A 12317-nucleotide genomic window follows, 5' to 3' on the forward strand; every position below is an offset into this window, starting at 1 on the left:
GGATCGTGTGTGTATCCAGTTTTCTGGGGGTGGCGCTTTTCGCCTGCTCCGGCCCTTTCGCGGGTAAACCCGCGAATAGGCCCAACAGCTCACCGCCACGAGCAGGGCGAATGCTGAGGCGCAGCGGCTTTGGTTACTTTGACCAAGACCAAGTGACCCGCCGTAAGGGCGCAAAGGTGAATCAGCGTCGACACATCAAACGGATATGCCCACAAGCCCCAACACCAACCAATGCAACCTAAAGCAACTCACCGATCACGCCGCAAATCCGGCGGAATCGGCAAATCAGGCTTCAAAGGCTCCGGCGCCTTGCCCTTCCCCGCCCGGTACTGTCGGATCTGGAACACATAAGCCAGCACCTGCGCCACCGCCAGGTACAACCCCGCGGGAATCTCCTGCTCAAGCTCGGTGGAGTAGTAGATCGCCCGCGCCAACGCCGGCGACTCAAGGATCTGCACCTGGTGCTCAACCCCGATCTCGCGGATCTTCAACGCGATGAAGTCCGTCCCCTTGGCCAGCAGCAAAGGCGCCACACCACCCGACTCCGGGTCGTACTTGAGCGCCACGGCATAGTGCGTGGGGTTGGTGATGATCACATCGGCATCGGGCACCGCCGCCATCATGCGCCGCTGCGAGGCTTCGCGCTGCAACTGACGGATCCGTTGCTTGACCTCAGGCTTGCCTTCCGAATCCTTGTATTCGTCCTTCACTTCCTGCTTGGTCATCTTCAACTTGTTATGCGCCTGCCAAATTTGGAACGGCACATCCACCACCGCGATCAACAACAACCCGGCAGCCATCCACAATGCACTCCACCCGACCACCTGGACGCTATGGATGATGGCTTGATCAAGCGGCTCATTGGCGATCGCCAACAACGCCTCACGATCATTGGACAACACCGCCAGTGCCACCAGCAGGATCACGAAGAATTTGGCAAGGGCCTTGAGCAGCTCAGTCAGCGCATTGAGGGAGAACATGCGTTTGATACCCGACAACGGGTTCATGCGACTGAACTTCGGCTGCAACAAACTTCCAGAGAACAGAAAACCGCCCAGAGCGATCGGCGCGATGAAGGAAATCACGAACAGCAGGATCAACACTGGCTGCACCGCCCAGATCGCCATCTTGCCCGAGGCCAGGAGCAACCCTCCCATGGCGCTTTCGTCCACCACCATCTCCCGGGTGAGACTAAAACTCAAACGCATCAGATCCATGAGCGTTTCCGCCAGAAACCCACCGAATGCCAACAAACTGCCCGCACCGGCAAGGGTCACCGCTACCGTGTTGAGTTCCTTGGAACGGGCCACCTCGCCCTTTTCACGCGCATCGCGCCGGCGTTTGTCGGTGGGCTCTTCTGTCTTGTCCTGACCGCTTTCGCTCTCTGCCATGCTCAGCGCGCCCTTGCCAGCTCACGCAGCCATTGCAGCGCCTCGCTGGCCAACAATTGATAATGGGAAAGCATGTCGGCCAAGGCGATCCAAAAGATGACCATGCCCAATACCAAGGTCAGCGGAAAGCCAATGGAGAAGATGTTCAGTTGGGGCGCCGCGCGTGACATTACGCCAAAAGCGATATTGATGACCAACAGCGCGGTAATCGCCGGCAACACCAACAGCAAGGCGGCGCCCAGCACCCAACTCAACCGTCCGGCCATCTCCCAGAAATGATTGACTACCAACGCACTGCCCACCGGCAAGGTAGTAAAGCTCTCGGTCAGCACTTCGAACACCACCAAGTGTCCGTTCATCACCAGGAACAACACGCTGACCAACATTGTCATGAATTGGCTGACGACCGCCACGTTGACACCATTGGCAGGATCAACCATAGAGGCAAATGCCATACCCATCTGCACAGCGATGATCTGCCCCGCTACCACGAATGCCTGAAAGAGCATTTGCAGGGCAAGCCCGAACACTGCACCGACGATGATCTGTTCCCCACACAGCAACATGCCACGCAAGCTCAACGGGTCGAATTCTGGCAATGGCGGCAATCCCGGCACGATAACAACCGTGATAGCCAAGGCAGCGTAGAGGCGGATGCGCGCGGGCAGCATCCGTGTGCCAAAAATCGGCATGGTCATCAGAACCGCCGTCACTCTGAACAACGGCAGGATGAACGTGGCGACCCAAGTGCCAATCTGACTGTCGGTCAGCTCCAGCATGGCCGCATCAACCAATCAGCTGCGGAATGCTGGTGTACAGGCGATTGAAATACTCCATGAAACGCTGCAGGAGCCAAGGCCCGACGACAATCAGGGTCACCAGCATCACCAGCAGGCGCGGCAGGAAACTGAGCGTCTGTTCGTTGATCTGGGTCGCCGCCTGGAACATCGCCACCACCAGACCGACCAGCAGGCTTGGCACTACCAGGATGGCCACCATCATGGCCGTCATCCAGAGGGCATCGCGGAACAAATCCAAGGCTACTTCAGGTGTCATACAGGGCTCTCCTTGATGGCCTCAGACGCCACCGAAACTGCCGGCCAAGGTGCCCATGATCAACGCCCAGCCATCGACCAGGACGAACAGCATGATCTTGAACGGCAGGGAGATGATCAGCGGCGACAGCATCATCATGCCCATGGCCATCAGCACACTGGCCACCACCATGTCGATGATCAGGAACGGAATGAAGATCATGAAGCCGATCTGGAACGCGGTCTTGAGCTCCGAGGTGACGAACGCCGGCACCAGGATGGTCAACGGCGCCTGCTCAGGGCCGGCGATGTCGGTGCGTTTGGACAGGCGCATGAACAGGTCCAGGTCGCTTTGCCGGGTCTGTGCCAGCATGAAGTCCTTCAGCGGCCCCTGGGCCTTGTCGATGGCCTGCTGGGCCGTCATCTGCTCGTTCAGGTAGGGCTGGATCGCGTCCTGGTTCACCCGGTCGAACACTGGGGCCATGATGAACAGCGTCAAGAACAACGCCATGCCGGTCAGCACCTGGTTCGAGGGCGTCTGCTGCAGACCCAAGGCCTGACGCAGGATGGAAAAGACAATGATGATGCGGGTGAAGCTGGTCATCAGGATGACGAACGCCGGAATGAAACTCAGCGCTGTCATGATTAGCAGGATTTGCAGGCTGACCGAATACTCCTGCTGGCCGTCCGCCCCATTGGACAGGGTGATGGCCGGGATCGACAACGGGTCGGCAGCCAAGGCCATCGGCGCAGCCAACAGCAACGCCAGGGTCAACAATGAGCGCAGTGCGCCGGTCATCACTTCTTGTCCTTCTGATCCTTGCCCATCAGCTCGAGCAGCCGCTGGGCGAACTCCGGCGTGGCCGGACGGGCACTGGCGGGCACCTCCACAGGCTCGGCCAACACGTGCAACGCCTCGATGTTGCCAGGCGAGTGGCCGATGAGGATCTGCTCCTTGCCCACCTGCACCAGCAACAGGCGGTCACGCGGGCCGATCGTCCGGCTGCCGACGATATCGATCACCTGCCCACCGCGTGGTGTCGCGCCTTGCATGCGGCGCAGCAACCAGGCAAGGGCGAAGATCAGGCCGACCACCAGCAGCAGGCCGAAGACCATCTGTGCCAACTGCCCGCTAAGGCTGCCTGGCGCGGCCGAAGCGGGTGCAACCGCCTGGGTGGCCGCGATCACCGTCTCGCTGACAAGCAACGCACCAAAGGCCAGCGCGGCCCGCATCGACCCCTTCACTCAGCGCAGCTTCTTGATACGTTCGCTGGGGCTGATCACGTCGGTCAGGCGGATGCCGAACTTCTCGTTGACCACCACCACCTCGCCGTGGGCGACCAAGGTGCCGTTGACCAGCACGTCCAACGGCTCGCCCGCCAGGCGATCAAGCTCGATCACCGAACCCTGGTTGAGCTGCAGCAGGTTGCGGATGCTGATTTCGGTGCTGCCCACTTCCATGGAGATGTTCACCGGAATATCCAGGATCACATCCAGGTTCGGCCCCTCGAGGCTGACGATGTCACTGGGTTTGGGGGAGCTTGCGAATTCTTCCATCGGCAGGCGACCGGCGCCGGACTTGCCGCTGTCGGCAGCCAGCAGCGCATCGATGTCGGCCTGGCCGGCGTCACCGGTTTCCTGCAGGGCGGCAGCCCATTCATCGGCCAGGGCCTGTTCCTCCGGGGAGGTGATTTCGTTTTCGTTAGCCATGATGTCCTCGACAGGCATTCAATTCGGAAAGAACGACCGGCACGCCGTCAGCGACGTTCGATCGGGTCGATGATCTGTAGCGACAAGGTGCCCTTGTGCGAGCCCAGGCGCGCCTTGAACGACGGCACGCCGTTGGCGCGCAGCACCAGGTGCTCGGGCAGCTCGACGGGGATCACATCGCCCGGCTGCATGTGCAGGATGTCGCGCAGCTTGAGCTGGCGACGGGCCACGGTGGCCGAAACGGGCACGCTGACATCAAGCACGTCTTCGCGCAGGGCCTTGACCCAACGCTCGTCCTGGTCGTCCAGGTCGGACTGGAAGCCTGCGTCGAGCATTTCGCGCACCGGCTCGATCATCGAATACGGCATGGTCACGTGCAGGTCACCGCCACCGCCGTCCAGTTCGATATGGAACGTCGAGACCACCACCGCCTCGCTCGGGCCGACGATGTTGGCCATGGCCGGGTTGACCTCTGAGTTTATGTACTCGAAGTTGACCGGCATGATCGCCTGCCAGGCTTCCTTGAGGTCGACGAAGCACTGGTCCAGCACCATGCGCACCACGCGCAGCTCGGTCGGTGTGAACTCACGACCTTCGATCTTGGCGTGGCGGCCATCACCACCGAAGAAGTTGTCCACCAGCTTGAACACCAGCTTGGCGTCGAGGATGAACAACGAAGTGCCGCGCAGCGGCTTGATCTTGACCAGGTTCAGGCTGGTCGGGACGTACAGCGAATGCACGTACTCGCCGAATTTCATCACCTGCACACCGCCAACCGCCACGTCGGCGGAGCGACGCAGCAGGTTGAACATGCTGATGCGGGTATAGCGGGCAAACCGCTCGTTGATCATCTCCAGGGTCGGCATGCGTCCGCGGACGATCCGATCCTGGCTGGTCAGGTCATAGCTCTTGACGCCACCGGGTTCGGCGGCGCTTTCGGTTTGAACCAGACCATCATCGACGCCATGCAACAGGGCATCGATCTCATCCTGGGACAGCAGGTCCTGCACGGCCATCTCGGGCTCCTACTGCAATACGAAATTGGTGAACAGCAACTGGTCGATGACCGGTTTGCCGACTTCCTTCTGCGCCACTTCCTGCACCACGGCGGTCGCTTTCTGGCGCAGCATTTCCTGGCCTACCGGGCTGCTGGCCAGGGTGTCGAAACCTTGCCCCGAGAACATCATGACCAGGTTGTTGCGGATCACTGGCATGTGCACCTTGAGTGCGTCCAGGTCGGCCTGGTTGCGGCCCTGCATGGTGATGCTCACCTGCATATAACGCTGGCGGCCATTCTGGTTGAAATTGACCACGAAAGCCGGCGCCAGAGGCTCGTAGATCGCCGCCGCCTTGACGTTGGCCTGGGCAGGGTCGACAGCCGGTGCCGACTCGCTCTTGTGCATGACGAACCAGGTGGCGCCCACCGACAGGCCCACGGCCAGCAGCAGGGCCAGTACCATCAGCAGGATCAGCTTGAGTTTGCCTTTAGTGGCGGGGTCTTTGACTGCTTCGCTCTTCGCCATGCCAATAATCCGTCGTCCATCGGGGTTTCAAAGAAGGATGACGTGGCTTGAGCAAGTGTTATGCCAAATTTGAGCCGACCGGGAGAACCGGCAGGCGTGGGAGCTGGCGACGGCCTGCGATGGCCTACGCCGCAGCCCTCAGGCGTAATAGTCGACGGCGCTGTCGCCAATCACCACCTGCCGTTCGACCGGCTGGGCGGCATCGGCCAGTTCATTGTCGTCCTCGCCATCCGCCTTAGCGCGCCGCGCCGCGACCCCGGACAGGTTCGAACCCTCCTGCTGGGCCTGCTGTTGCTGGCCGCGGGACTGATCGGCAACGTTGACATCAGGCTGGGCCAGCCCCTGCTGGGCGAACAGTTCGCGCAGGCGATGCACCTGGCTGTCCAAGGCCTCACGCACCCCGGCGTGACCACTGATGAAGGTGACCTGCGTGGACTGATCCGCCGCTACATTGACGCGGATGTCCAGGCGCCCCAACTCGGCGGGCTCGAGTTGGATGTCCGCCGACTTGAGGTTCTGGCTAGACAGGTACATGACCCGATTCACCAGCCCTTCGGCCCAGGCGCTCTGGTTATTCATCGGCAGTGGCTGGTGCAACGGGCTGGGCGGCACGGCGTTGGCGGTCTTAGGGGTGGCGGCCTGAGTCAGGCTGGCCAGGCGATTGGCGAAGTCATCGACTCGCGTGTCGCTACTCGCGCTCTTGGTGTCCTTCAAGCCGTTATCGAGCAGCTCGCTGAAGGCCTTTTCACCCGGTTGCGAGGCATCGCCTTCGGCTTGCGGTTTGTCGACCAGGCTCGCCAAGGTATTGACGGCTACCTGCCCATCGTCGGGCTGGCTGCTGTCACTTTGACTGGCAGGGGTTGCATGGGCGGAGGTCGTCCCCTTGGCCTGTGCGCTTTGCTCCAAGGCTAGGCGCAAGGTGGGCAGGTTCGCCAACGGATCGGCCGCAGGGTCGAAATCCTCAATGGCAGGTGTCTGTTCCGACGGCGCCTCGACAGGCGCGGTCTGGGGCTGCACCGCAGCCTGTAGCACAGGCGCCACCGCCTCCGCCTGGGCCTGAATCAATTGCGCGCCAGGCTGTGCATCGGTGACCTGCCCGGCCACCAGGCTGGCATCGAGCAGGCTCGATTCGCTGCTGTCGCCGGCTTGATCGGCCACTGGCAAAGTTTTGCCGCCATCGGCAACCGGCTGCGTATCGGCAGGCTCGGTCTTGCCTTCCATCGTGCTTTCGGATTTGTCCTTGGCCTTGGCTTGGGTCGCCTTGTCATCGCGTCCTTGGCGGGCCATGACCTGATCGAAACCACCATTCTGGGAGCCCGCCGCCTGCGGCTTGTCCGCCGTCTGAGTAGCCGCGCGCGACGGCTTGCTCACCACACTGGCTTGCAGCAAAGGATTGGATGCGACAGGCATTGAAAGGTCTCCGCGCTGAATAATCGTGAATCGTCCAGGCAAAGACACGCAAAAGTCGCGCCAGGTTGCTTCAACCTGCGGAAATACGCGCGCGCTCGGCGCGGTAGAAGCGCTGAACCTCGAGGTACTCCTGGTCGATCCGGTTGATCAGGTCCTCGATGCCATACAGCGGCTGTTTTCGCACACGCTCCTCCAACTGCCGGCACAGCTCGGCCAGGCCCACCGCGCCCATGTTGCCGCTGCTGCCCTTGAAGCTGTGGGCCGCCAAGCCCAGCTCCTCGGCGCTGCGGGCCCCGTGCAATTGGTCTAGGCGGCGCTCGGAGTCTTCCAGAAAAGTCTCGAGCAATTGCAGATACCCCTCCTCCATGACCTCTTGCAGGTCGCTGAGGATCTTCGGGTCGATATGCATGTCAGCCACTTGCTCACTCCTTTGATCAAGTCCATAGGGCCTGCTTGCGCAGGGTCCGGCGCCAGCTGCTCACCAACAGAATACCACCCGCGCACAACGCCCGCCCTCGAGCCATTCGGCGCTCTGGCTGAGGCTGCGCACCAGGTTCAGTCCGCGCCCGCTCAACCCCTGGGTCTGCCGCTGGCCGGACAGCACCTGGGCAACGTCGAACCCCAGGCCGCTATCGCGTACGTCGATTTTCAGACGTCCACCCCTGGCCCAGGGTTCAACTTCCAGATCGATTCGCACAAAGCCGTCATCCTGCCGCGCCAAGCGAAGGTTACGCTCGCGGTAGTAGTCGGCAAACCCTTGGGCGTCGTGCTTGAGACGCGAATCCAGGCCAAGCACCCCATGCTCCAGTGCGTTGGCATACAACTCGCTCAGGACCGTGTGCAACAGGCCGCCGTTTGGCCGCAGGCCATGTATCTCCTGCAGCAGCTGTACTAGGTATGGCACGGGATTGAAACGTTTCAAGCTTTCGCCACGCAACTCGAAGTGCAGCGACCAATGCAACGGACTAGAACGGCTGGCCTCGCTGTCGGGCACGGCTGCTGGCGCCTGCCACTGGGACTCGACCATGGACACGTCACACAGGCTGATATCGTCCCGGGGGCGCCCGCCAAAATGCTCCAGTGCTTGCATCAGCTCTGGCAGCAACTGCGCCGGATCGCGATTGGCGCGCAGCACCTGCTCCAGGCGCTGCACGCCGAATAACCGCTCCTGGTCATCGCAGGTATCGACCACGCCATCGGAAAGCAACAACAGCCGCTCGCCCACCGCCAGCGGCAACACCTCGGTGCTGTCATCGAAGCGCTCTGGCGAGAGGATGCCCAGTGGCAGGTGCCTCGATTGCAGCGTGACCAGCACCTCTCCTGCGGCAGACAAGCAGTAGCCATCCGGCATGCCGCCATTCCAGACCTCCACGGTGCCACGTTGATAGCTCAGGTCGAGCATCAGGGCGCAGCAGAACATGTCCACCGGCAGGATGTGCTTGAGCTTGGCGTTCATCTCCCGCAGCGTTTCTGCGACACCATGGCCCTTGGCGGCCATGCCATAGAACACCTCGGCCAGGGGCATGGCGCCAATCGCGGCGGGCAAGCCATGGCCGGTAAAGTCGCCCAGCAGCACATGCAGGTTACCGTTGGGGGTATAAGCCGCCAGCAGCAGATCGCCATTGAACAGCGCATAGGGCGATTGCAGGTAGCGGATGTTGGGCGCGCGCAGGCATCCGGCATGGGCCACTTTGTCGAATACCGCCTTGGCGACCCGCTGCTCGTTAAGCAGGTGATGATGATGCCGGGCAATCTGGTCGCGCTGCTCGAGCACCGTGGCATGCAGCCGGCGCAGCCGATCCATGGCGCGGATCTTGGCGCCAAGGATCACCGCACTGTAGGGCTTGGCCATGAAGTCATCGCCGCCGGCCTCCAGGCAGCGCACCAAGGCGTCCTGCTCGTTGAGCGAGGTGAGAAAGATGATCGGCACCAGCGCCTCGCCAGCCAGCGCCTTGATCTGACGCGCCGCCTCGAAACCGTCCATCACCGGCATCAGTGCGTCGAGCAGCACCAGCTGTGGCCGCCGTTCGGCGAACAGCGCCACGGCCTGCTCGCCGTTTTCCGCGGTGAACACTTCATGCCCCTGGCGCCGGACGATCTGCGCCAGCAACAGCCGGTCTGCCGCACCGTCTTCGGCGACCAGTACGCTCAGCGCCCGTTCGGCCGGCATGTCGACGCTCAACTGATATCGAACAGCTTTTCGAAATTGGAGATGGCGAGGATCTTGCGCACGTCAGGGCTGGTGTTGATCACGCTGATGCAGGCGTCTTCACCGCCTTCATGGTCGCGCAGCAACAGCAGCATGCCCAATGCCGAGCTGTCCAGGTAAGTGGCGTCCTTGAGGTCCACGACCACCGAGTCCGGGCGTACGGGCTGTCGTTCGTAGGCGTTGCGAAATTCTTGGTGCCTGCCGAAGTCAAACCGCCCCTTGACGGTGATCGTGAGTTTTTTTTCGTTCTGTGAAAAATCGGATTCGACAGCCATGCCAGCGATTCCTTCGATGATGATGGCGAATGCGATCCTAGTAGGTTTAGCAGGCGCTACCGACAATCGCAAATGGGCGCTGATGCGACCAAGAAGGTCACACCTGATGATGACGCGGCAAACGTTGGGATAATTCATCCAACAGCTTTTGCTCACGCTTGTCTTCCGCCCGCCGGGCTTCGTCGAGGTAACGCTGCACCAGCTTGCGCAATCCCTCGACCCGCGCATGCGCCTGCTGCCAGATGCCCCGGGCATTGTTGAGGTTGTTCTGGTGCCAGGCCAGGCTCTGGCGCTGCTGGGTCATGGCCGTTTCCAACTGACCGAGAAAGCGTTGGTAGTTGACCAACCAGCTGCCGTTGACGCCCTGCCCGCCACGGTTGATCCACTGCAACTGGTAGTCCTCGCGAAAACGCTCGAGTTCGGCCAGCTTGGCGTGGGCCTGGGCCAACTGCTGCTGGAAGTGCCCCAGGCGCTGGGCCGCCTTACGCTCGGCCTCCTCGGCCATCTCCACCACCGGCGCCAGGCGCGCGGCTCGACTGGGCAAGGCCATGACCTATCAGCCGCCTGCCGGCGAAGCGAAGATGGCGCCGAGCTGCTCGTGGCTCTGGGTCATGCCGACGTTTTCCTGCAGGCCCTGGCGCAAGTAGCCGACCAGGCTCGACTGCAAGGCGATGGCCTGGTCGGTCTCCGGGTCACCACCCGGTACATAGGCGCCGACGCTGATCAGGTCGCGGCTCTGGGACAGGCGCGACCACAACTGCTTGAAGTGCTGCGCCTGACGCAGGTGATCGGCATCGACCACCTGGGGCATGACCCGGCTGATCGAGGCCTCGATATCGATGGCGGGGTAATGCCCCTCCTCGGCCAGACGGCGAGACAGTACGAAATGGCCATCGAGCACACCGCGCGCAGCATCGGCGATCGGGTCCTGTTGGTCGTCACCTTCGGACAACACCGTATAGAAAGCCGTGATCGAACCACCGCCTGCCTCACCATTGCCGGCCCGCTCTACCAGCTTTGGCAATTTGGCGAACACCGAAGGCGGATAACCGCGGGTCGCCGGCGGCTCGCCGATGGCCAGGGCGATTTCCCGCTGGGCCTGGGCGAAACGGGTCAGCGAATCCATCAGCAGCAGAACGTTTTTGCCCTTGTCACGGAAATATTCGGCAATTCGCGTGCAGTACATCGCTGCGCGCAGACGCATCAGCGGCGCATCGTCGGCAGGCGAGGCCACCACCACCGAGCGCTTGAGCCCTTCCTCACCGAGGATGTGCTCGATGAACTCCTTCACCTCGCGGCCCCGCTCGCCGATCAGGCCGACCACGATGATCTCGGCCTCGGTGAAGCGCGTCATCATGCCCAGCAACACCGATTTACCCACACCGGTACCGGCGAACAGGCCCAAGCGCTGCCCACGCCCTACCGTGAGCAGCCCATTGATGCTGCGGATCCCCACGTCCAACGGCTGGCTGATCGGATCGCGGTTGAGCGGGTTGATGATCGGGCCGTCCATCGGCACCCAGTCTTCGGCCTTCATCCCACCTTTGCCATCCAGGGCACGCCCGGCGCCATCGAGCACCCGCCCGAGCATGCTCATGCCCATGGGCAGCCGACCGCTGTCGTCCAAGGGCACGACGCGCGCCCCGGGCGCGATACCCGCGATACTGCCCACCGGCATGAGGAAGACCTTGGCGCCGGAAAAGCCCATGACCTCGGCCTCGACCTGCACCGGGTGGTAGCTGTCGTCGTTGATCACCAGGCAGCGGCTGCCAACTGCGGTGCGCAGGCCTTCGGCCTCCAGGGTGAGACCGACCATGCGCAGCAATCGCCCCTCGACCACCGGTTGGTCCGGCAACTTCACCGCCGCCGCATAACCGCCCAGGCGCTTGCCGAAGCTGGTGCGCTCAAGACGCATCGCCATGCTCCGGGATGCTTGCTTCCAGCTCGAGGGCAAGGTCCGGCGCGGCCGGATGCAGGGACTGGTCGTGCAACTGGTCGAACAATTGCGCCAGCGCCTTTTCCAGGCGCGTTTCCATAGTGGCATCAATGCGGCTGTGCAGCGTTTCGATCCGGCAACCACCCGGCAGCAGCGACTCGTCCTCGAGCAGCTTCCAGCGCTCTTCGTGGCGTTCGCGCAGAGCCTTGGCCAGCTCGAAGTCCTGAGGGTTCAGATGGATGCGGATGTTCTCGGCGCCCATGGGCAGCAGCTTGAGTGCCTCGCGCAGCACATGGGTGATCTGGCTCGAATCGCTGCGCAGCTCGCGACCGATCACCTGGCGGGTCATGTGCGCCACCAACTGCACCAGGCCACGCTCAATCTGGGTGTCCTGTTCGGCAATAGGTTCGAGCAGCTGGCCCATCAGCTGTTCCAGGCTGGCCAGCTTGGCCGCCAAGGCCACCTCGGCCTCCTGGCGCACCTTCAACTGGGTACTGTGGAAACCTTCGCGCTCACCGGTGGCGAACCCTTCGTTGTAGGCCTCCTGACGGATCGCTTCGAGCTCTTCGAGGGTCAGTGGCTGGACGTCCTCCAGCGGCACTTCCTCGATTTCTTCCTCGACGATCTCAGGTTCCGGTTCAGGCTCCGGCTCTGGCTCTGGGTCGAAGCTGGGCAACGCCCAGACATCGACGCCCTCGAGATCGCGGGCGCGGATCAGATCGCTGAGGTGTTCGTTGGTGGACATGCTGTCGGTACTCAAAAACCAGGGTTCGGCCAGCGCATCCTCTGCGGGAGCGGGTTTACCCGCGAAGGCGTCGGCAGGCACAAC

General features: G+C 62.3%; 15 protein-coding genes. All 15 read right to left on the reverse strand.

The window, feature by feature from the left end; translation table 11 throughout:
- Positions 1 to 248: 248 nt before the first annotated feature.
- A complete protein-coding gene (gene flhB / locus ABOA88_RS09295; RefSeq protein ID WP_090345495.1) occupies positions 249 to 1391 on the reverse strand; it encodes a flagellar biosynthesis protein FlhB in 1143 nt (380 codons plus the stop codon).
- Between the two features lie 2 nt (positions 1392 to 1393).
- Entirely contained in the window at positions 1394 to 2170 is a 777-nt protein-coding gene (gene fliR, locus ABOA88_RS09300; RefSeq protein WP_090345493.1) for a flagellar biosynthetic protein FliR, read from the reverse strand.
- Between the two features lie 7 nt (positions 2171 to 2177).
- Positions 2178 to 2447, reverse strand: coding sequence for a flagellar biosynthesis protein FliQ (gene fliQ / locus ABOA88_RS09305; protein ID WP_090345491.1), 270 nt, complete (start codon positions 2445 to 2447; stop codon positions 2178 to 2180).
- Between the two features lie 21 nt (positions 2448 to 2468).
- A complete protein-coding gene (gene fliP, locus ABOA88_RS09310; protein ID WP_070571554.1) occupies positions 2469 to 3224 on the reverse strand; it encodes a flagellar type III secretion system pore protein FliP in 756 nt (251 codons plus the stop codon).
- The gene (fliO, locus tag ABOA88_RS09315; RefSeq protein WP_328326818.1) at positions 3224 to 3670 is read right to left on the reverse strand and encodes a flagellar biosynthetic protein FliO; all 447 of its coding nucleotides are present in this window, start codon (positions 3668 to 3670) and stop codon (positions 3224 to 3226) included. The genes fliP and fliO overlap by 1 nt, the downstream gene beginning before the upstream one ends.
- The gene (gene fliN, locus ABOA88_RS09320) at positions 3671 to 4135 is read right to left on the reverse strand and encodes a flagellar motor switch protein FliN (protein ID WP_196168981.1); all 465 of its coding nucleotides are present in this window, start codon (positions 4133 to 4135) and stop codon (positions 3671 to 3673) included.
- Positions 4136 to 4182: 47 nt separating this feature from the next.
- Positions 4183 to 5151, reverse strand: coding sequence for a flagellar motor switch protein FliM (gene fliM / locus ABOA88_RS09325; protein ID WP_196168980.1), 969 nt, complete (start codon positions 5149 to 5151; stop codon positions 4183 to 4185).
- Positions 5152 to 5160: 9 nt separating this feature from the next.
- Positions 5161 to 5658 (reverse strand): flagellar basal body-associated protein FliL, encoded by a 498-nt coding sequence (gene fliL / locus ABOA88_RS09330; RefSeq protein ID WP_367851253.1) that lies wholly within the window; start codon positions 5656 to 5658, stop codon positions 5161 to 5163.
- A 138-nt stretch (positions 5659 to 5796) separates the two neighbouring features.
- Positions 5797 to 7068, reverse strand: coding sequence for a flagellar hook-length control protein FliK (locus ABOA88_RS09335; RefSeq protein ID WP_367851252.1), 1272 nt, complete (start codon positions 7066 to 7068; stop codon positions 5797 to 5799).
- 70 nt (positions 7069 to 7138) lie between these two features.
- Positions 7139 to 7486 carry an Hpt domain-containing protein gene (locus ABOA88_RS09340; RefSeq protein WP_367851251.1) on the reverse strand — a complete coding sequence of 116 codons (348 nt, stop codon included), beginning with the start codon at positions 7484 to 7486 and terminating at the stop codon, positions 7139 to 7141.
- A gap of 60 nt (positions 7487 to 7546) precedes the next feature.
- Positions 7547 to 9238, reverse strand: a complete 1692-nt coding sequence (locus tag ABOA88_RS09345) for an ATP-binding SpoIIE family protein phosphatase (protein WP_196168976.1) — start codon at positions 9236 to 9238, stop codon at positions 7547 to 7549.
- Between the two features lie 8 nt (positions 9239 to 9246).
- Positions 9247 to 9552, reverse strand: a complete 306-nt coding sequence (locus tag ABOA88_RS09350; protein WP_196168975.1) for an STAS domain-containing protein — start codon at positions 9550 to 9552, stop codon at positions 9247 to 9249.
- 97 nt (positions 9553 to 9649) lie between these two features.
- Entirely contained in the window at positions 9650 to 10102 is a 453-nt protein-coding gene (gene fliJ / locus ABOA88_RS09355) for a flagellar export protein FliJ (RefSeq protein WP_196168974.1), read from the reverse strand.
- 6 nt (positions 10103 to 10108) lie between these two features.
- A complete protein-coding gene (fliI, locus tag ABOA88_RS09360; protein ID WP_367851321.1) occupies positions 10109 to 11467 on the reverse strand; it encodes a flagellar protein export ATPase FliI in 1359 nt (452 codons plus the stop codon).
- On the reverse strand, positions 11457 to 12233 hold the full coding sequence (fliH, locus tag ABOA88_RS09365; RefSeq protein ID WP_367851250.1) for a flagellar assembly protein FliH: 777 nt from the start codon (positions 12231 to 12233) through the stop codon (positions 11457 to 11459). Before fliH ends, fliI begins: the two co-directional genes overlap by 11 nt.
- Between the last annotated feature and the right edge of the window lie 84 nt (positions 12234 to 12317).

The organism is Pseudomonas sp. PKS, assembly GCF_051913525.1.
GTDB lineage: Bacteria > Pseudomonadota > Gammaproteobacteria > Pseudomonadales > Pseudomonadaceae > Aquipseudomonas > Aquipseudomonas guariconensis_D.

Bases quoted from the DNA above. Each gene is read 5' to 3' on its own strand.
- flhB (WP_090345495.1), bottom strand. From the start codon at position 1,391: ATGGCAGAGAGCGAAAGCGGTCAGGACAAGACAGAAGAGCCCACCGAC.
- fliR (WP_090345493.1), bottom strand. From the start codon at position 2,170: ATGCTGGAGCTGACCGACAGTCAGATTGGCACTTGGGTCGCCACGTTC.
- fliQ (WP_090345491.1), bottom strand. From the start codon at position 2,447: ATGACACCTGAAGTAGCCTTGGATTTGTTCCGCGATGCCCTCTGGATG.
- fliP (WP_070571554.1), bottom strand. From the start codon at position 3,224: ATGACCGGCGCACTGCGCTCATTGTTGACCCTGGCGTTGCTGTTGGCT.
- fliN (WP_196168981.1), bottom strand. From the start codon at position 4,135: ATGGCTAACGAAAACGAAATCACCTCCCCGGAGGAACAGGCCCTGGCC.
- fliM (WP_196168980.1), bottom strand. From the start codon at position 5,151: ATGGCCGTGCAGGACCTGCTGTCCCAGGATGAGATCGATGCCCTGTTG.
- fliL (WP_367851253.1), bottom strand. From the start codon at position 5,658: ATGGCGAAGAGCGAAGCAGTCAAAGACCCCGCCACTAAAGGCAAACTC.
- ABOA88_RS09335 (WP_367851252.1), bottom strand. From the start codon at position 7,068: ATGCCTGTCGCATCCAATCCTTTGCTGCAAGCCAGTGTGGTGAGCAAG.
- ABOA88_RS09345 (WP_196168976.1), bottom strand. From the start codon at position 9,238: ATGCCGGCCGAACGGGCGCTGAGCGTACTGGTCGCCGAAGACGGTGCG.
- ABOA88_RS09350 (WP_196168975.1), bottom strand. From the start codon at position 9,552: ATGGCTGTCGAATCCGATTTTTCACAGAACGAAAAAAAACTCACGATC.
- fliJ (WP_196168974.1), bottom strand. From the start codon at position 10,102: ATGGCCTTGCCCAGTCGAGCCGCGCGCCTGGCGCCGGTGGTGGAGATG.
- fliI (WP_367851321.1), bottom strand. From the start codon at position 11,467: ATGCGTCTTGAGCGCACCAGCTTCGGCAAGCGCCTGGGCGGTTATGCG.
- fliH (WP_367851250.1), bottom strand. From the start codon at position 12,233: ATGTCCACCAACGAACACCTCAGCGATCTGATCCGCGCCCGCGATCTC.